This is a genomic window from Streptomyces sp. x-19 (genome assembly GCF_046549115.1).
Classification (GTDB): Bacteria; Actinomycetota; Actinomycetes; order Streptomycetales; family Streptomycetaceae; genus Streptomyces; species Streptomyces albulus_C.
Map to the genome: position 1 here is coordinate 66,937 of NZ_JAJPWK010000002.1, position 20,008 is coordinate 86,944.

Consider the following 20,008-nt stretch of genomic DNA (forward strand, 5'->3'; position numbering starts at 1 on the left):
GGCGATCGGCGCGCCGGGCCACGGCCCGTTCGCGTCCGCTTCGCCATGCCCGGAGACCGGGACGCGGACGCTCCGGGCACCGCCCGTGGGCGCAGGGATCCGAGGAAGACGGCCGAGAACTCCACAGCCGCCGGCTCACCGGCGAACGACTCCAGGAAAGACACCGCAATGCCGAAGCAGATATCCGCGACCCGCCGCTCGTCCGTACTCGGGCTGCTGACGGCCGCCTCCCTGGCCCTGGCCCTCAGCGGCTGCGCCTCGTACGACGTCACCGCGCCGGCCGACGCCCGAGCCGACGCCGCGGCGAGCGACACCAAGGCCCAGGACGCGAAGGCCGGAGCCGGTGACGGTGCCGTCGACTGCAACAAGGCCAAGTGCGTGGCACTGACCTTCGACGCGGGCCCGAGCGAGAACACCAACCGGCTGCTGGACATCCTCAAGGAGAACAAGGCCCACGCCACGTTCTTCATGCTCGGCAAGAACCACATCGCCGAGCGCCCCGCCGAGGTGAAGCGGATCGACACCGAGGGCCACGAGCTGGCCAACCACACCTGGTCCCACAAGATCCTCACGGAGATCAAGCCGGACGAGGCCAAGCGCGAACTGTCCAGGGTCCAGGAGGACGTCCGCAAGATCACGGGCAAGACGCCCACGCTGATGCGCCCGCCGCAAGGCCGGACCGACGAAGAGGTCTCCAAGATCAGCAAGGAGCTCGGCCTGGCGCAGGTCCTGTGGAGCGTGACCGCGAAGGACTACCAGACCACCGACTCGGACCTGATCACCAAGCGGGTGCTCGACCAGACCAAGCGCGACGGCATCATCCTGCTGCACGACATCTACAAGGGCACCGTGCCGGCCGTCCCCGGCATCCTCAAGGAGCTCAAGAAGCGCGGCTACACGGTCGTCACCGTGTCGCAGCTGCTCTCCCCGGCGAAGCCGGAACCGGGGATGGTCTACCGGCCGTGAACCGGGCCCGTCGGGACGCGCCGAGGTCCCGTTGGGGCGGGGCCCCGCGTCCCGGACGGTGCGGTTGGAGACGGGAGCGACGTCCTCACCCGGGGGGAGCGACCGCATGACGAAGGGGGCGCCGGACCCTGTCCGGCGCCCCCTTCGCACACGTCACCGCCCTGCCGGCGGTCGTGTCAGCCCTGTGGGCGCTCCGCCTCCACCCGCTTGTGGGACCGGTCGTCGGCCGGCGCCTGCCCCTTGGCGGCGCCCTTCTCCCCGCCCGGTGCCGGCTTCTGCGGCGCGTTCGGCTCGGTGTCCTGCGGGAACGTCAGCTGCTGGCTCTGCCACTCCAGGGCCGGCACGACCTCCCTGCGCCAGGTCCCGAACTGGTGGCTGCCTCGGGGCAGGATGATCGAGTCGACCCGCATCGGCGCCTTCACCGCGTGGATGAACTTCATGGTGTCGCCGTAGTCCGACTCGCCCTGGCGGCTGCTGGCCACCAGCGCGGAGACCTGCGGCGCGGGCAGGTGCTGCAACCGCCACAGCAGATCGTGCTCGTGCTGACGCTGGGCGCCGGTCGGACCGGGGCCGAAGAGGCTGCCGGTGGTCAGGTCGTCCTTGATCGCGTAGTCACCGGAGAGCGAGACCGCGGAGGTGTACGCCTGCGGGTTGCGCATCGCCAGCTGGAGCGAGCAGGTGCCACCGGACGAGTATCCGAACGCACCCCAGGCACTGGGGTCGTGGCCCACCCGGTAGGCCGACTTCATGGCGTCCGGCAGGTCCTTGGTGAAGAACGTCTCGGCCTGCGGGCCGCCCGGCACATCCACGCACTCGGTGTCGCGCGGCGGCGCGATGGTCGGCCGCACCATCACGATCACGGTCGGCTGCATCTTGCCCTGCGCGATCAGCCGACCGGCGTTCTGCGGGATCTGCAGGTGCTGCGCGAGGTTCATGATCCCGCCGGGGTAGCCGCTGATGACGACCATGACGGGGAACCGCTGTCGGTGGAACTGCTGCTGGAAGTACTGCGGCGGCAGATAGACGAAGCCCGGGTTGATGGCCCGGGTGCGGCGGCCGATGATCCGCACCGACTCGACCTTGCCCACCTTGTCGGCCGGGCCCTTCGGCAGTCCGGTCACCCGGTCGAGCCCCTGGGGGCCGGCGGGCTGGATCAGTCCGCCCTTGATGTTGCCGACCGTGGCGTACTGCCCGTCCCCCTGGCTCACCGAGGCCGGTGCCTGATCGTTGTTGCCCAGCAGCTCGTCCCAGTTGCCGTAGAACTCGAAGTTCGTGTTCACGGCGAGGGCGAGCGCTGCCACGATCGACACCTGGGTGACCACGATGGCCCCCAGCCTCCCCAACACGTGACGCCACCCGTTCCGCGACAGTCGGGGCCAGAGCCACACCGTCGCGGCAACACAGACCACCGCCAGCACGATCACTGTGATTTCGAGCGACTGACTGGTCAGCCCCATGCGCCCACATCTCCCGTCACCCTCGAAAGGGTTCTTGCCTTCTCACCGGCCGCCCCCCGAGGCACAACGGGCGGCTCAGGACAATGGTCACCGGAGAAGACGGACGCATCCGCGAATCGGATACCTGCGCGACTTACTTCTTACCGAGCTCTTGCCTGTTCGTTTCCCCCACGTGATGTGCGCAAGCGAGGCCGCAAGATCCGTGACAACTGACCGCACCACGCTCATGTTTCACGTGAAACGAAGCACGGGTGAACAGCTGGCGACAAAACACCCTCTTCGGGACTGACGACACCGATATCCGGCGACCCTCCATCACCCCCACCTGAACTTGCCCTTGCATCGGAGCAGTTGAGGCATCCACCGCTCCGCCCGGAACCCCCGTGACAGTCCGTCGACAATTTCGCCATCCGTCACATTGGGCAGCTCATACGTAACTTCTGCACCACGAATGCGGTCAAGAGCCGCCATACGAGCGACAGGAACGCCCCTTTGAAAACGATCAATCGGGCTTTCCCTCGAAGAGCGCGCGCCCTATTCGCGTGGCCCGACATGCGCTTTCCGGCCCGACGCCGCGCCGACCGAAACCCTCGCCCCGCCCAACACCCCCGTATGGCCCAGCAACCGAGCCGCGGGTTCCCGCGATCAAGTCGGTGCAGACCGCTACCCTTACGTATCCGTCCTGGTCAGGGACATGTCCGCGCTTCACGGACATTCGCCGCACCCACCACACGCAAGAGAGGTCAGCCGATGGGCATTCGAAGTCTGCTGCGCAACGCTTTCGGTCGTTCCAAGGCGACCCGTGACGGATCCGGCGCGGCCCGGAACAATGCCGACCAGCCCGAGTCGGCAACGATCCCGGAGGCCCGCGAGGAATCCACCCCCGCTCCGGCCACCCCGACCACCACCACGCCCCCCGAGGTCGAGGTCCCGGCCGCCCGTACGGCGCCCGGCGAAACCTCCGGGCCGGCACCCGCCCCGGTCACGGCCTCGCTGCCCGCCCAGAGCGGCCCGGTCGAGCGCGCGCCGGAGCCCCCCACGAAGGCGGAGCCGACGCAGGACGAGACCCCGAACCGCGACGAGTCGACCGCCGAGAAGGCCACGACCGACGCGACGGACGAGCCGGTGGCCGTTGTCGAGACGACGGAGCCGGCCCGGCCCAAGGAAACCGACGCGGCCGCCGACGCGGGCACGGTGAAGGTCGTGGAACAGCGCGCGGCGACGCACGAGAACACGCACGAGGCAGAACAAACGGCAGAAGAAGCGGCATCCACCGCGGCTGCCGCGGACACCGACAGCGCCGCCGACCTGGTCAGCCAGGCGTTCGACGGCCCCGCTCCCTCCACCGCACCGACCACGACGGCCGACGCCCCCGCGACGGAGCCGGACGAGCAGCCGGCGCCGGTCGAGAAGGCCGAGAAGACTGAGAAGGTCGAGACTGCCGAGCCGTCGGAGAAGGCGGAGAAGGCCGAGGCCGACGTCGAAGCAGCGGCGCAGCCGGCCGCCGACGCCGACACGGCAGCCGGGGAAGCCACGGAAGAGGCCGCGGGCGCGTCGACGGCCGAGGTCACCAAGGCTCCTGAGGAGGCCCCCGAAGCGGCACCCAAGGCGACCGTCGAGGCGGACACAGAGGCAACTGCGGCCAACGAACCGGCAGTAGAGGCAGAGGCGACCACGGAGGCGACCATCCAGGCCGTCGACGAGCCGGCGCCTGCCGAGTCCCTGGCCGCCACGCCGGCACCGGCCGCCGTCTCCACGGAGACCGCCACGGAGACCGCATGGCCGGCGCAGCCCGCTGAAGCCGCACGGAGCACCGCTCCCGCCGAAGCCACCGAGGCCGAGCCGGCGTCTCCCGTGGCTGCCACGGTCGACTCCGTCGCCACGGTCGCCCCCGACCTCCTCCCCCTCTACGAGGCCGCGCGCGCCACTCTGGAGAAGCACCAGCTCACCACCCAGCGCGCCACCGTCTACCTGGTCCTCGACCGCTCCGGCTCGATGCGCAACTACTACAAGGACGGCACGGTCCAGCACCTCGCCGAGCAGGCCCTCGGGCTCTCCGCGCACCTCGACGACGAGGCCACCGTCCCGGTCGTCTTCTTCTCCACCGACGTCGACGGCTCCGCCGACCTGGACCTGACCAACTACGCGGGCCGCATCGAGGAACTGCACTCCGGCCTCGGCCACATGGGGCGGACCAACTACCACTGGGCCATCGAGGCCGTCGTCGCGCACTACAAGAAGTCGGGCTCCAGCCACCCCGCCTTCGTCATCTTCCAGACCGACGGTGCGCCGACCTCCAAGCCCGCCGCCGAGCGGGCCCTGTGCGAAGCGGCCGGACTGCCCATCTTCTGGCAGTTCATCGGCTTCGGCGATCCGGAGGCCAAGGGCTTCGACTTCCTCCGGAAGCTCGACGACCTGACCGTCCCGGCGAAGCGAGCCGTCGACAACGCCGGCTTCTTCCACGCCGGGCGCGACCCGCGCAGCCTCTCCCACGACGCGTTCTACCAGCAGCTGATGGTCGAGTTCCCCGAGTGGCTCACCGAGGCCCGCGCCGCCAAGGTCCTCAAGGACAGCTGACGCTCGGCACCCGCGCCACTCAGGCCGCGGCAGGCCCCGACCGGGTCCTGCCGCGGCCTGTTTCCTTTCCACGCCGCCGTCCGGCCTCGCGCCCGCCTCTCCCGGCCGCCCTCAGCGCGCGGGGAAGGTTTCACGTGAAACGGCCCCCTTCCACTGTGTTTCACGTGAAACGAGACGGAGGGGCGCACGGCGGGTGCGTGATGATGGACGGGAAGGGGCGGGCCCGTTTCACGTGAAACGGACGGGGCGAGCCGCCGCCCGGCGACCTCCTCCAGGCCCGAAAATACTCGGGCGGGGACCTCCACCCCGTCCAGTACGATATTGACGTTGCGTAAAGCAAATCATCACTCACCGTAGCGACTTGGGAGCAGCCGGCAATGGCTCGACACCTCATCACCAGCGCCCTTCCGTACATCAACGGGATCAAGCACCTGGGCAACATGGTGGGGTCCATGCTCCCGGCCGATGTGTACTCCCGCTACCTGCGACAGCGCGGGCACGACGTCCTCTACATCTGCGCGACCGACGAGCACGGCACGCCCGCCGAGCTGGCCGCGAAGGACGCAGGGCAGTCCGTCGCCGCGTTCTGCGCCGAGCAGCACGACAAGCAGAAGGCGATCTACGACGGCTTCGGCTTGGAGTTCGACCACTTCGGCCGGAGCTCCTCGCAGGAGAACGTCGAGCTGACCCAGCACTTCGCACGCAAGCTGCACGAGAACGGCTTCATCGAGCAGCGGGCCATCCGCCAGGTCTACTCGAACGCCGACGGCCGCTTCCTGCCGGACCGCTACATCGTCGGCACCTGCCCGCACTGCGGCTACGACAAGGCGCGCGGCGACCAGTGCGAGAACTGCACCCGGGTCCTGGACCCGACGGACCTGATCGACGCCCGCTCGGCGATCAGCGGCAGCGGTGACCTGGAGGTCCGCGAGACCACGCACCTCTTCCTCCTCCAGTCCAAGCTCCAGGTCGAGGTCGAGGGCTGGCTGGCCGGCAACGGCAGCAAGGAATGGCCGACCCTGGCGTCGTCCATCGCCCACAAGTGGCTGACCGAGGGCCTCCAGGACCGGGCGATCACCCGTGACCTGGACTGGGGCGTGCCGGTGCCGGCCGACGTGTGGCCCGAGCTGGCCGCCGAGGGCAAGGTCTTCTACGTCTGGTTCGACGCCCCGATCGAGTACATCGGCTCGACGAAGGAGTGGGCGGACCAGGCGCCGGAGGAGCGCGACTGGAAGTCGTGGTGGTACGAGGCCGACGACGTGCGCTACACGGAGTTCATGGCCAAGGACAACGTGCCGTTCCACAGCGTGATGTTCCCGGCGACGCAGCTGGGCACCCGCGAGCCGTGGAAGCGGGTGGACTTCCTCAAGGCGTTCAACTGGCTCAACTACTACGGCGGGAAGTTCTCCACGTCGCAGCAGCGCGGCATCTTCACCGACGCGGCGCTGGAACTGCTGCCGGCCGACTACTGGCGCTACTTCCTGATGGCGCACGCCCCGGAGTCGGACGACACGTCCTTCACCTGGGAGCTGTTCTCCTCCTCGGTCAACAAGGATCTGGCCGACACTCTCGGCAACTTCGTCAACCGCGTGCTCTCGTTCTCGCGGAAGCGGTTCGGTGACGACGTGCCGGCCGGTGCCGAGGCCGGTGCCGCCGAGCAGAAGCTGGGCGAGGAGATCGCCGGGCTGCTCGCGGAGTACGAGGGCCACATGGAGGCGCTCCAGTTCCGCAAGGCGACGGCCTCGCTGCGGGCGCTGTGGAGCGCGGGCAACTCCTACCTGGAGGAGAAGGCCCCGTGGCTGGAGATCAAGACGGACAAGGACGCGGCGGCGCTGACGCTGCGGACCGCGATGAACCTCATCCACCTCTACGCGGTGGTCTCCGAGCCGTTCATCCCGGCGTCGGCGAAGGCCATGCGCGGTGCGTTCGCGCTGGAGGGCGACACCGCTACCTGGGTGTCGCAGGAGGAGGCGAAGGCGCTGGCGTTCGTGCCCGCCGGGACGTCCTTCACCGTGCCGCCGGTGCTCTTCGCGAAGATCACCGAGGATGATCTGGCCGCGTACCGGGAGCGGTTCGGCGGCGACGAGGGCTGAGGCCCGACGCCCGCATCTGACGGGAAGTACGACGGCGCCCCTGGACCGATCCGGTCCAGGGGCGCCGTCGTCCGTGCGGGCCCCGCGCGCAGGTGCCGCGGGATGCGCGAGGGCCCGGGACCGCGGTGGCGGTCCCGGGCCCTCGTCCGGTGCTGCTTACTTGGTCGGCTTGTACGGCGTGGGCTTCGCCGGGCCGGTCCGGATGCTCAGGTGCAGCTCCTTGAGGCGGGCCTCGTCGACCTCGGACGGGGCGCCCATCAGGAGGTCCTGGGCGTTGCCGTTGAGCGGGAAGGCGATCGTCTCGCGGATGTTCGGCTCGTCGGCGAGCAGCATGACGATCCGGTCGACGCCCGGGGCGATGCCACCGTGCGGCGGGGCGCCGAACTTGAAGGCGCGGAGCATGCCGCCGAACTCGGCCTCCACGGTCTCCTTGTCGTACCCGGCGATCGCGAACGCCTTGTACATGACCTCCGGCTCGTGGTTCCGGATCGCGCCGGAGGAGAGCTCGGTGCCGTTGCAGACGATGTCGTACTGCCAGGCGAGGATGTCCAGCGGGTCCTTGGTCTCCAGCGCCTCCAGGCCGCCCTGCGGCATGGAGAACGGGTTGTGGGAGAACTCGATCTTGCCGGTGTCCGCGTCGCGCTCGAACATCGGGAAGTCGACGATCCAGCAGAAGCGGAACTCGCCCTCGACGAAGTGGCCGGCGCGCTTGGCGGCCTCGACGCGGACGGCGCCCATGATCTTGGAGACCTCTTCGAACTCGCCGGCACCGAAGAAGACGGCGTGACCGGGCTTGAGGTCGAGGGCCGCGACCAGCGCCTTGACGTCGTCGTCGGTGAGGAACTTGGCGATCGGGCCATTGAGCGCGTTGCCCTCGCCGACGCGGATCCAGGCCAGGCCCTTGGCGCCCTGCGTGACGGCGAAGTCGCCCAGCTGGTCGAAGAACTTCCGCGGCTGCTCGGCGGTGTCCGGCACGGCCAGCGCGCGGACGTGCTTGCCGGCGAACGCCTTGAAGCCCGAGTTCGCGAAGACGTCGGAGACGTCCACCAGCTCCAACTCGGCGCGCAGGTCCGGCTTGTCGGAGCCGTACTTGAGCATCGCCTCGCGGAACGGGATGCGCGGGAAGGGCGAGGTGACCGTGCGGCCGTTGCCGAACTCGGTGAAGAGCTCGGTCATCAGCTGCTCGATCGGCTGGAAGACGTCCTCCTGCTCGACGAAGCTCATCTCGACGTCGAGCTGGTAGAACTCGCCCGGCGAGCGGTCCGCGCGGGCGTCCTCGTCGCGGAAGCAGGGCGCGATCTGGAAGTAGCGGTCGAAGCCGGCGATCATCAGCAGCTGCTTGAACTGCTGCGGGGCCTGCGGCAGCGCGTAGAACCTGCCGGCGTGCAGACGGGACGGGACCAGGAAGTCGCGGGCGCCCTCGGGGGAGGTCGCGGACAGGATCGGGGTCGCCATCTCGTTGAAGCCGAGCGCCACCATCTTGTGCCGGATCGCGGAGATCACGGCCGTGCGCAGCATGATGTTGCGGTGCATGCGCTCGCGACGCAGGTCGAGGAAGCGGTACTCGAGGCGCTTCTCCTCGTTGACCCCGTCCTCGGCGTTGATCGTGAACGGGATCTGCTCGGCGGCGCCGAGCACCTCGACCTCGGTGACCTCGATCTCGACCTCACCGGTCGGCAGGTCGGGGTTGACGTTGTCGGCGCCACGGGCGCTGACCTTGCCGTCGATGCGGACGACGGTCTCCTTGGTCAGCGAACCGAGGACCTCGTTGGCCGGGGTGCCGGGGCGGGCGACGAGCTGCACGAGACCGTAGTGGTCACGCAGATCGATGAAGAGGATGCCGCCCAGGTCACGTCGATTGTGCAGCCAGCCGCTGAGACGGACGTCGGTGTCGACGTCCGCGGCTCGGAGCTCGCCGCAGTTATGGGACCGGTACCGATGCATCGCTCATCCAAGTCGTCGCGAGTCGAGGTGGGGAGCTGACGGGCGGGAAGGGGAGGCACCAGGCTGGCGCGCCCGATCGATCGCCTTGTGGATCACCCGAAAGACCACCCCAGGAGTGGCATAACCGCTCCAGGTTACCGCCCGCCCCAAGCGGCCTGGTTGACATATACCCATCAGCGTTCCCCCTGCGGGAAACCGGGCCCCCGGGCTGCGACGATGGTCACGCCCGGCTCGCTGGTCGGGCCACGTCAAATCCGCCTAAAGTGATGCAATGCGCACCAAGGAGCTCCTGGCCGTCCTCGCGACCGGCCTGTGGCGCTGGGACAACGCATCCGGCCGGGTGACCCTCGATGCCGAAGCGGCCCGGCTGCTGGGCCTTCCCGCCGAGCCGGTCGAAGTCACCGAGGCGGCCGTGCGCTCCCGTTTTCATCCCGTCGACTTCGCCGAGATCAACGGCGTCGTCCAGCTGGCGGTATCCGAGGGAACCCTCGCCGAGGCACGGCTGCGCATCGTGGACGAGCGCGGGGAAGTGCTGCGCACCGTCCGTTCCCGCTCGCGGCCCCAGATCGTCGACGGCGACTTCGAACTGGTCGGCACCCTCCAGGAGGTGCCCGAACCGCAGCCCGGCACCTCGGCCGCCCGGACCCCGGTGACCGGCGACTGGCGCCGTTCGCGCGAGGCGTTCCTGCTGGACGCGGGCCGGGCCCTGGCTGAGGCACGGTCCACCGCGGAGGTGCTGCGGGTCGCGGCCGGGCTCTCCATGCCGGGGTTCATGCCGGACGCCCTGGCGGTCTTCGGCATCCAGGGCGACCGGCTCTCGGTGATCGGTCACCACGGGCAGCTCCCCGACGACGAGCTGCCGTTCTCCGAGATGATGTTGGAGACCGACTACCCGGCCGCCGAGGTCGTGCGGACCGGCCGGGCCATCTACCTCCCCACCCCGGAGGACTACCAGCGCCGCTACCCCATCACCTGGCCGTTGGCCGCCCCCTTCGACCACCGGTCCTGGGCGTACCTCCCGTTGGTCAACGCGGGCCGGACGATCGGCGCCTGGAAGGCCGGGTTCGCGCAGCCGGTCGCCTTCACGCCGGACGAGCGCTCCGTGCTGACCACCGTCGCACGGATGCTCGCGCAGGCACTGGCCAGGGCCGGCGTGCAGGAGTCGCAGCACGAGCTGGCCGTGGGGTTGCAGCGCAGCATGATGCCCACGGTGCAGCCGGACATCCCGGAGATGGCGGTCGCGGCCCGTTACGTACCGACCGGCGGGGGCCTGGAGGTCGGCGGCGACTGGTACGACATGATCCCGCTGCCGTCCGGGCGGATCGCGCTGGTCATCGGCGACGTCCAGGGACACGACGTGCGGGCCGCAGGGCTGATGGGGCAGCTACGGATCGCGCTGCGCGCCTACGCCTCCGAGGGCCACCACCCGGACGCGGTGCTCTCCCGCGCCTCCCGCTTCCTCGCCGGGATCAACGAGACCGAGTTCCGCGGACACGGCGAGGACCAGCGGTTCGCGACCTGTCTGTACGTCGAGGTGGACCCGGCCACCGGGTTGCTGGACGTGGCGCGGGCCGGCCACCCCGATCCGGCGATCCGGATGGCCGACGGCACGGTGATGCTGCGGCCCACGTCCGGCGGGCTGCCGCTGGGCATCGACCCGGACGGCGACTACCCCACCACCAGGATCGTGCTGGAGCCCGGCGAGACCATGCTGGTCTGCACCGACGGACTGATCGAGACCGGCGGACACGACCTGGAAACCGGCTGGGGGCGGCTGCGCGACGTCTTCGAGGGGCACCGCGCCGGCACCGACGAGGGGGTCGCGGAGAGCCTGGAACGGCTGGCCGACGGTCTGGTCCAGGCGGTGCACGGCCCGTCGTCGCACCACACCACCGGTCCGTTGGTGGACCGTCGCGAGGACGACATCGCCCTGCTGTTGCTCTCCCGCGAGGGTGCCAGCTGCGGCCTGGACGCCGGGGACCGGCTCGCCCAGCGGCCCGGGCGGCGCACGGTGTTCTCGGTCGCCCAAGCGGAGCCGGAGCGGATCGCCGCGGCGCGCCGCCAGATGCGCGACGTGCTGCACGACTGGCACGACCCGGACCAGGTCGACTCCGCGGTGCTGCTGGTCTCCGAGATCGTCACCAACGTGCTGATGCACACCGACGGGGACGCGTTGCTGGTGGCCGAGGTCTCCGGTGAGCACGGCACCCGGCGCCTGCGGGTGGACGTCGCGGACGCCAGCGACGAGTTGCCGCACCGCCGCCGCCCCGGTGAGCTGGCCTCCTCGGGGCGCGGCCTGGTGCTGTTGGAGCTGCTCGCCGGGGCGTGGGGAGTGGACCCGCGCGGGGACGGCAAGTCGACGTGGTTCGAGCTCTACGAGGACGCCGGGACGCTGGCGGAGCCGTCGGGTCCGGTGTCGTCCGGCCCCGAGGAGTCCGTGGCCGAGCCCGCCGCGTAGTGCTTGCGCAGTTCGTGCAGGACGCCGGAGACGGCCGCCGTCAGCGGCACCGACAGCAGCATGCCCAGGATCCCGGCGACGCTCGCACCCGCGGTGATCGCCAGCATGACGACGGCCGGGTGCATCTGCACCGTGCGGCTCTGGATCATCGGCTGGAGCACATGGCCCTCCAGCACCTGGACGGCGAGCACGACGCCGAGTGCCCAGAGCGCGATCACCAAGCCGCGGTCCGCGAACGCCACCAGGATCGCCACCGCGCCGGAGATGAAGGCGCCGAGGTAGGGGATGTAGGCGCCGACGAAGACCAGCGCGCCCAGGCCGAGCGCACCGGGAACGTCCAGGATCAGCAGGCCGACGGTGATGCAGATGGCGTCGATCAGCGCGATGAAGGTGGTGCCGCGCATGAACCCCTCGATGGACTGGAAGCCCCTGCGGGCCATCCCCTCCACCCGCGGCGCCGAGTCGCCCGGCGCCCAGTCGTGCAGCGCGCGGACCGCCTTGTCGGAGTCGCGCAGGAAGAAGAAGGTCAGCAGCAGGGCCAGCACCGCGGCGGCGATGAACTGACCCACGATGCTCACGCCCGCGAGCAGCCCGGAGGCCGCGCTGCTGCCGAACTTGGTCACCAGCGTCTTGGCGTTGGTGGCGAGGTCGCTGAGCGAGTTCCCCGCCACGCCGAAGTGCTTGGTGAGGTCGCTCGCCGCGTCCTTGAGCGAGGCGATGATCTGGTCCCCGGTGTCGACCAGCGCGCTGACCACGATGTATCCGGCTCCACCGACCACGACCATCAACACGGCACAGGTCAGCCCGGCCGCCAGTGAGCGGTTGAGGCGCATCGCCACCAGCCGCCGGTACAACGGCCCGAGCAGCGCACTGCCCAGCAGGGCCAGCAGCACGGGCGTGACCGCCGCGCTCAACTCGACGCAGAGCCAGACGCCGACGGCCACCACCGCCGCCACCAGGAGCCCGGCCGCGCACCAGGCGGCGGCTCGGCGGGCCTCGATCGGGAGCAGCGGCGGGGAGTGCGGCGGCCGGCCGTGCTCGGCACCACTCCGGTCTTGATCCGAGTCGTTTCGCACTCGGACAGTCCACCACGGCCGGGCCGCGGTTGACGGACATTGGAGGGCCACCTCACGTCCGGACGACGGGTCGCCAGCGCGGCGTTTCACGTGAAACACGAGTGAGGGGGCGGTGTTTCACGTGAAACACCGCCCCCGCGATCCCACCTTCGGCGGCCGCTCAGCGCGCGTCAGCGGGAATCGTCCCCAGCCGGCCGGCCTGGAAGTCCTCGAAGGCCTGAGCCAGTTCGGCGTGGGTGTTCATGACGAACGGTCCGTAATGCATCATCGGCTCGCGGATCGGCAGCCCACCCAGCAGCACCACCTCGAAGTTGGGGCTGCGCGACTCCTGGCTCTCGTCGGCCCGGATCGTGAGCGCATCGCCCTCGCCGAAGACCACCGATTGGCCCATGTGGAACGGACGGCCCTCCGCGCCGGCCGTGCCGCTGCCGGCCAGGGCGTAGGCGAGACCGTTGAAGTCCGTGCGCCAGGGCAGGGTCACCTCGGCACCCGGGTTCACCGTCAGGTGCATCATCGTGATCGGAGTGTGGGTGATGCCCGGCCCCTGATGGCCGTCGATGTCACCGGCGATCAGCCGCAGCAGCGCACCGCCGTCGGCGGAGGTCAGCAGCTTGACCTTGCCACCACCGATGTCCTGGTAGCGAGGCGCCATCATCTTGTCGCTCTTCGGGAGGTTCACCCACAGCTGGAGGCCGTGGAAGAGACCGCCCGACATGACCAGCGACTCCGGCGGCGCCTCGATGTGCAGCAGACCGGAGCCCGCCGTCATCCACTGGGTGTCGCCGTCATTGATGACCCCGCCGCCGCCGTGCGAGTCGCGGTGCACGAACGTGCCGTCGAGCAGGTAGGTCACGGTCTCGAAGCCGCGGTGCGGGTGCCACGGGGTGCCCTTGGGCTCTCCCGGCGCGTACTCCACCTCGCCCATCTGGTCCATCATGATGAACGGGTCGAGGTACTTGTAGGCGATCCCGGCGAAGGCTCGGCGCACCGGGAAGCCCTCGCCCTCGAAACCGCTCGGGGCGGTGGTGACGGTCAGCACGGGTCGGGTGCGCGCACCGGCGGGTGCGGCCACCTTCGGCAGGGTCAGCGGATTCTCAACGGTCACTGCGGGCATGACGGCCTCCTCGGTCGTTCGCGCTTCAATCAAGTTAGTTGAAAGATGAACAACCCGCAAGGCGTGCGACATTCCCGCTTCTCGCGTCAGGGCGTTTCAGCAGGTCAGCGAGTTGCGGCAGGGCAAAAGAAGGCCGCCCCGAAGGGCGGCGTCAGACATCCGGGGAGCGCCGGCGACTAGCCGTACATCCGCCGCATGGCGAAGTCGACCATCTGCTCCACGGCCTTCGCGTCGAAGACCATCCGGTGGTCGCCCTCCATGTCGAGGACGAACCCGTAGCCGGTCGGCAGCAGGTCGAGCACCTCGGCGCCGGTGATCACGAAGTACTTGGACTCCTTGCCGGCGTACCGGCGCAGTTCCTTGAGCGAGGTGAACATCGGGATGACCGGCTGCTGGGTGTTGTGCAGCGCCAGGAAGCCGGGGTTGTCACCGCGCGGGCAGTAGACCTTGGACGTCGAGAAGATGCCCTGGAAGTCCTCGGCCGACATCGACCCGGTGGTGAAGGCGCGCACCGCGTCGGCGAGGGAGGGCGGGGACGGCTCGGGATACAGCGGCTGCTCGCCGTAGCCCCCGGGGGCCGGTTGCTGCGGCGGGGGCGGCGCTCCGTACTGCTGCCCGGCACCCGCGTTCTGGTCGTAGCCGTACATGCGCCACAGCGTACTGATTCGAGGGTCGCGCGGGGGACGCTCGTCACAGATCGGCCGTTAGGGGTTGCTTCTTATTACTGATGGGTAGCATCATCGTAGCTACTTGCTGGTATTGCGTATCGAGGTCCCTTCCTCGCGTCGAGGTCTTCCTCGTACAGAGGCCCTCCCGAACCCTTACGGAGCCGTACCCATGGGGCACTACAAGTCGAATCTCCGCGACATCGAGTTCAACCTCTTCGAGGTGTTCGGCCGCGACAGCGTGTACGGCACCGGACCGTTCGCGGAGATGGACGTCGACACCGCAAAGAGCGTGCTGTCCGAGATCGCCCGCCTGTCGGAGAACGAGCTGGCGGACTCCTACGCCGACGCCGACCGGAACCCGCCGGTCTTCGACCCGGACACCAACACCGCGCCGGTGCCGGACACCTTCAAGAAGAGCTACCAGGCGTACATGGACGCCGAGTGGTGGCGGCTGGGCATCCCGGAGGAGATCGGCGGCACCACCTCGCCGCGCTCGCTCCTGTGGGCCTTCGCCGAGACCATCCTGGGCGCGAACCCGGCCGTGTGGATGTACGCCTCCGGCCCGGCCTTCGCCGGCGTGCTCTTCGAGGAGGGCACCGAGCAGCAGAAGCACATCGCCAAGGTCGCCGTGGAGAAGGGCTGGGGCTCCACCATGGTGCTGACCGAGCCCGACGCGGGCTCGGACGTCGGCGCCGGCCGCACCAAGGCGGTCCAGCAGGAGGACGGCTCCTGGCACATCGAGGGCGTGAAGCGCTTCATCACCTCCGGTGAGCACGACATGGCGGAGAACATCCTCCACTACGTCCTCGCCCGCCCCGAGGGCCACGGCCCCGGCACCAAGGGCCTGTCCCTCTTCCTCGTGCCGAAGTACGAGTTCGACTTCGAGACCGGTGAGCTGAGCGAGCGCAACGGCGTCTACGCCACCAACGTCGAGCACAAGATGGGCCTGAAGGCGTCCAACACCTGCGAGATGACCTTCGGCGACCGCCACCCCGCCAAGGGCTGGCTCATCGGCGAGAAGCACGACGGCATCCGCCAGATGTTCCGGATCATCGAATTCGCGCGCATGATGGTCGGCACCAAGGCGATAGCCACCCTCTCCACCGGCTACCTCAACGCCCTGGAGTACGCCAAGGAGCGCGTGCAGGGCCCGGACCTGGCGGCGTTCACCGACAAGTCCGCCCCGCGCGTCACGATCACCCACCACCCCGACGTGCGCCGCTCCCTGATGACGCAGAAGGCGTACGCCGAGGGCATGCGCGCCCTGGTGCTGTACACCGCCACGGTCCAGGACGAGATCATGGTCAAGGAGGCCGCGGGCGAGGACGTCTCCGCCGCCAACGCGCTGAACGACCTGCTGCTGCCGATCGTCAAGGGCTACGGCTCCGAGAAGTCCTACGAGCAGCTGGCCCAGTCGCTGCAGACCTTCGGTGGCTCCGGGTACCTCCAGGAGTACCCGATCGAGCAGTACATCCGGGACTCCAAGATCGACACCCTCTACGAGGGCACCACCGCCATCCAGGGCCAGGACTTCTTCTTCCGGAAGATCGTCCGCAACCAGGGCGCGGCGCTGACCCAGCTGGCCGGGACCATCAAGGCGTTCCTGGCCGACGCCGAGGGCGGCGCCGAGCTGGAGCAGGCCCGCGGCGAGCTGGCCAAGGCCGCCGAGGCGCTGGAGGCGATCGTCGGCGTCATGCTGACCGACCTCGCCGCCACCGAGCAGGACGTCAAGTCCATCTACAAGGTCGGTCTCAACACCACCCGCCTGCTGATGGCCTCCGGTGACGTCGTCATCGGCTACCTGCTCCTGAAGGGCGCCGCGGTGGCCGCCGAGAAGCTGGCCGACGCGTCGTCGAAGGACAAGGCGTTCTACGCCGGCAAGATCGCCGCCGCGAAGTTCTTCGCGCACAACGTCCTGCCGGGCGTCACGCTCCAGCGCACGCTGGCGGATTCCATCGACCAGTCCCTGATGGAGCTGGACGAGGCCGCGTTCTGAGGCACCGTTGAGTCCGGACGGTCCGGGGCCTGTTCCCGGACCGTCACCCGGTTCTCACAAACCTCTCAGAATCACTGATCACACTGGTGGAGCCCGCCTCTCATCCCCCCGGGAGGCGGGCACCACCGTTGTGTGGGCGGGTGGTGCGGAGGACGCCCACCGTTGCCCGTGGGCCCCGTTGTCCCGCAAGTGGCCCGGAAACCGCTCATTCCGCCGGCGCATCCGCCCGGCGAGGGGGAAATCGTGGCCGGAAGGCAATGGAGTCGCACCCCTCGGGCACGCGGAAGTGCGGAGTTGGCTCCTTATGCTGAATCCATGACCAACTCCGTCCGCTACGACCGCGGCCACACCGACGACCTCATGTCCTTCCTCGCCGCCAGTCCGTCGCCCTACCACGCGGTGGCGAACGCAGCGGAGCGGCTGGAGAAGGCAGGCTTCCGTCAGGTGGCGGAGACCGACGCGTGGGACGGCCGGAGCGGTGGCGCGTACGTGCTGCGCGGCGGTGCCATCATCGCCTGGTACGTGCCTGAGGGGGCCGACGCCGCGACCCCGTACCGCATCGTCGGGGCGCACACCGACTCCCCCAACCTCCGGGTCAAACCGATCCCGGACACCGGCTCCCGCGGCTGGCGGCAGATCGCCGTGGAGATCTACGGCGGAACGCTGCTCAACACCTGGCTCGACCGCGATCTGGGGCTCAGCGGTCGGGTGACGCTGCGGGACGGCAGCAACCGGCTGGTCACCGTGGACCGGCCGCTGCTGCGGGTGCCGCAACTCGCCGTCCACCTGGACAGATCGGTGAACGTCGAGGGGCTCAAGCTCGACAAGCAGCGCCATATGACGCCGATCTGGGGCCTGGGCGAGGTCGCCGAGGGCGACCTGATCGCGTTCGTGGCCGAGGAGATCGGGGTCCCCGCAGGCGACATCAAGGGCTGGGACCTGATGGTCCACAGCGTGGAACCGCCCGCCTACCTCGGGCGCGACCGCGAACTCGTCGCCGGTCCGCGGATGGACAACCTGCTGTCCGTGCACGCCGGTACGGCCGCGCTGACCGCGGCGGCCGCCGCCGGTGACCGGCTGACCAGCATCCCGGTGCTGGCCGCCTTCGACCACGAGGAGAACGGCAGCCAGTCGGACACCGGCGCGGACGGCCCGCTGCTCGGCACGGTGCTGGAGCGTTCGGTCTTCGCCCGCGGCGGCAGCTACGAGGACCGGGCGCGGGCCTTCGCCGGCACCATCTGCCTGTCGTCGGACACCGGGCACGCGGTGCACCCCAACTACAGCGACCGGCACGAGCCGGGGCACCACCCGATGCCCAACGGCGGACCGATCCTGAAGGTGAACGTCAACCAGCGGTACGCGACCGACGGCAGCGGCCGTGCGGTGTTCGCCGCCGCCTGCGAACGGGCCGGAGTGCCCTGGCAGTCCTTCGTCTCGCACAACGCGATGCCCTGCGGCACCACGATCGGGCCGATCACCGCGGCCCGACACGGCATCCAGACCGTCGACATCGGCGTCGCGATCCTGTCCATGCATTCGGCCCGCGAGCTGTGCGGCGCGCAGGACCCGTACCTGCTGGCGAACGCCCTCGCGGCTTTCCTGGAGAGCTGAGTTGGAATTCTCACTGCTCGGCCCGATCTCCGTGCTGAGCGGCTCCGAGGAGCTGTCGCTCGGGCCCGCCAAACGGAGCAGTGTGCTGGCACTGCTGCTTCTGCAGCCCAACACCACCGTTCCACTGGAGCAGTTGATCGACTCCCTGTGGGAGGACGAACCGCCCGAGCACGCCCGGACGGTCGTCCAAGGGCACGTCTCGCGGTTGCGCGCCACGCTGGCGGCGGGCGGTGCCGAGGCGTTCGGCATCGAGCTGGCCACCCACGGCTCGGCCTACCTGCTTCGGCTGCCGGAAGAACTGATCGACGCCCACCGGTTCGGTGAACTGGTCGCGCTGGCCCGCCCCGAGGCAGCGCCGGCCGATGCGGTCCCGCTGCTGCGCGAGGCACTGGGGCTGTGGCGCGGGCCGGCGCTCACCGGCACGGTCACCAGCCCGCCGTTCGCGGCCGCCGCGCACGCCCTCGAAGAGCGCAGGCTGTCGGCCGTCGAGGCACTGGCCCGGGCGTACGGCGCGCTCGGCGAGAACGAACAGGCCGCGGCCGTCCTGTACTCCGCGGCCGTCAACCACCCTTTGCGGGAGGGGTTGATCGCCGCGCTGATGCGGGCGCTGTTCCAGACCGGCCGGCAGTCCGATGCGCTGGAGTGGTACCACCGCACCCGACGACTGCTCAGCGAGGAGCTGGGCGTCGATCCGGGCGAGCGGCTGCGGTCGGCGTACGAGGAGATCCTTCGGGCGGAGACCGCGGACGATCCCCGGAAGGCCGCGGAGCCGACGCGCGGGGCAGCGGGCGCTCCGGCCGAGGGGCGCGCGTTTCACGTGAAACACGACGCTGACGCACCGGCTCCCCGTGACGGGGGCACGGGCGGGGCCGGCGACCCGGCGCAGACCGGCCGGAGCGGGTCCGGCGGGGCACCTCGCCTGCTTCCCCGGCCGCCTGCCCGCTTCCTGGGACGGCAGGCCGAACTGCATTCCCTGACGGACGTGTTGACGGACCGTACGGCCGGGGAGAGCCCGCTCGCCGTGGTCGCCGGCCCGGCCGGGGTGGGCAAGACGGCATGCGCCGTGCAGTGGGCGCACCTGCACGCCGGCTCCTTCCCCGACGGCCAGCTCTTCGCCGATCTGCGCGGTTTCGGCGAGGGCGACGAGACGGCTCCGGCCGAGGTCCTGCGCGACTTCCTCCAGGCGCTCGGCACCCCGCCGGAACGGGTACCGAGCTCCACGCAGGCCGCCTCGGCGCTGTTCCGCTCGCTGGTAGCCGAGCGCCGGGTGCTGGTCGTCCTGGACAATGCACGGAGTTCGGCACAGGTGCGGCCGCTGCTGCCCGGTGGTCCGCACTGCGTCACGGTCGTCACCAGCCGCAGCCGGCTCGACGGACTGGTCGCCACGGACTGCGCCCGGCCGGTGGGCCTCCAGGCCCTCGGCCACGACGAGGGCGCTGCGCTGCTCGGCGCCATGCTGGGGTCGGGCCGGGTCGCGGAAGACCCGGCGGCGGCCCGCGAACTGGTGGATCTGTGCGACGGGTTGCCGCTGGCGCTCCGCGCTGCGGCGGCACAGCTGACCGCCCGGCCGCGCTGGCGACTGGCCCGACTGGCCTCCGCGCTGCGCGACGAGCGGCGTCGGCTGGCGCTGCTGTCGGCGGAGGACACCGGAATAGCGGCGGCGCTGCGCGTGTCGGTCGCCCGGCTGTCCGCGGACGACGCCCGGCTGCTGCGGGCCTTGGCCAACAGTCCCGACGGGCATCTCAACGCCTCAGCCGCGGCTGCCCTCGCCGGGTACGACCAGGAGCGCACGCAGGACGGACTCGAACGGCTCGCGGAAATGCACCTGGTGGACGAAGAGGCCACCGACGTCTACACGATCAGCGCCCTGACGCAGCTGTTCGCCCGGGACGGGGGTGCGGAGGGCGGCCGGCGACCGGACGGCGGCGAGGGAACGGAGCCCGACGGGTCGGGCGGACGCCCGGGAAGCGGGGCCGGCTGAGCCACGGCCGCGACGGGGGACATGGGCGTTAGGCAGGCGTTAGCGGTACGGCAGCGGCGGTCGGCAG

At 70.1% G+C, this 20,008-nt stretch carries 12 protein-coding genes; 7 read left to right on the top strand and 5 right to left on the bottom strand.

All coding sequences use genetic code 11. The annotated features are described in order from the left end of the window. Window positions 1-168: 168 nt before the first annotated feature. Entirely contained in the window at window positions 169-966 is a 798-nt protein-coding gene (locus tag ACLJT4_RS04645; protein WP_411121120.1) for a polysaccharide deacetylase family protein, read from the top strand. A gap of 176 nt (window positions 967-1,142) precedes the next feature. Here ACLJT4_RS04645 and ACLJT4_RS04650 read toward each other — a convergent pair whose 3' ends face one another. Continuing rightward, window positions 1,143-2,423: an alpha/beta hydrolase gene (locus tag ACLJT4_RS04650; protein ID WP_016578759.1), complete on the bottom strand. Its 1,281-nt coding sequence runs from the start codon at window positions 2,421-2,423 to the stop codon at window positions 1,143-1,145. Between the two features lie 750 nt (window positions 2,424-3,173). Between ACLJT4_RS04650 and ACLJT4_RS04655 the strand changes: the two genes are divergently transcribed. Further along, window positions 3,174-5,000 (top strand): VWA domain-containing protein, encoded by a 1,827-nt coding sequence (locus ACLJT4_RS04655; protein WP_411121121.1) that lies wholly within the window; start codon window positions 3,174-3,176, stop codon window positions 4,998-5,000. Window positions 5,001-5,377: 377 nt separating this feature from the next. Then, on the top strand, window positions 5,378-7,093 hold the full coding sequence (metG, locus tag ACLJT4_RS04660) for a methionine--tRNA ligase (protein ID WP_016571776.1): 1,716 nt from the start codon (window positions 5,378-5,380) through the stop codon (window positions 7,091-7,093). Window positions 7,094-7,249: 156 nt separating this feature from the next. Here metG and aspS read toward each other — a convergent pair whose 3' ends face one another. Further along, window positions 7,250-9,037: an aspartate--tRNA ligase gene (gene aspS / locus ACLJT4_RS04665; protein WP_233657184.1), complete on the bottom strand. Its 1,788-nt coding sequence runs from the start codon at window positions 9,035-9,037 to the stop codon at window positions 7,250-7,252. A 271-nt stretch (window positions 9,038-9,308) separates the two neighbouring features. On the opposite strand from aspS, the gene ACLJT4_RS04670 reads away from it, so the two are divergent. Beyond that, window positions 9,309-11,495: a SpoIIE family protein phosphatase gene (locus tag ACLJT4_RS04670; protein WP_411121123.1), complete on the top strand. Its 2,187-nt coding sequence runs from the start codon at window positions 9,309-9,311 to the stop codon at window positions 11,493-11,495. Here the strand turns inward: ACLJT4_RS04670 and ACLJT4_RS04675 are convergent. The 3 genes from ACLJT4_RS04675 to ACLJT4_RS04685 all read right to left on the bottom strand — a co-directional run bounded on the left by ACLJT4_RS04675 (window position 11,411) and on the right by ACLJT4_RS04685 (window position 14,332). Then, on the bottom strand, window positions 11,411-12,571 hold the full coding sequence (locus ACLJT4_RS04675) for an AI-2E family transporter (RefSeq protein ID WP_411121124.1): 1,161 nt from the start codon (window positions 12,569-12,571) through the stop codon (window positions 11,411-11,413). The two genes, ACLJT4_RS04670 and ACLJT4_RS04675, sit on opposite strands and share 85 nt — an antisense overlap. Before the next feature lie 160 nt (window positions 12,572-12,731). Beyond that, entirely contained in the window at window positions 12,732-13,685 is a 954-nt protein-coding gene (locus ACLJT4_RS04680) for a pirin family protein (RefSeq protein WP_411121125.1), read from the bottom strand. Window positions 13,686-13,861: 176 nt separating this feature from the next. Further along, window positions 13,862-14,332 (bottom strand): SseB family protein, encoded by a 471-nt coding sequence (locus ACLJT4_RS04685; RefSeq protein ID WP_016571781.1) that lies wholly within the window; start codon window positions 14,330-14,332, stop codon window positions 13,862-13,864. Between the two features lie 190 nt (window positions 14,333-14,522). Between ACLJT4_RS04685 and ACLJT4_RS04690 the strand changes: the two genes are divergently transcribed. From ACLJT4_RS04690 to ACLJT4_RS04700, 3 genes are all read left to right on the top strand, one after another. Continuing rightward, window positions 14,523-16,349, top strand: coding sequence for an acyl-CoA dehydrogenase (locus ACLJT4_RS04690; protein WP_411121126.1), 1,827 nt, complete (start codon window positions 14,523-14,525; stop codon window positions 16,347-16,349). A 315-nt stretch (window positions 16,350-16,664) separates the two neighbouring features. Then, the gene (locus tag ACLJT4_RS04695) at window positions 16,665-17,960 is read left to right on the top strand and encodes a M18 family aminopeptidase (protein ID WP_411121127.1); all 1,296 of its coding nucleotides are present in this window, start codon (window positions 16,665-16,667) and stop codon (window positions 17,958-17,960) included. A gap of 1 nt (window position 17,961) precedes the next feature. Beyond that, complete coding sequence (locus tag ACLJT4_RS04700; RefSeq protein ID WP_411121128.1) at window positions 17,962-19,941, top strand: BTAD domain-containing putative transcriptional regulator; 1,980 nt, start codon at window positions 17,962-17,964, stop codon at window positions 19,939-19,941. Window positions 19,942-20,008 lie beyond the last annotated feature (67 nt).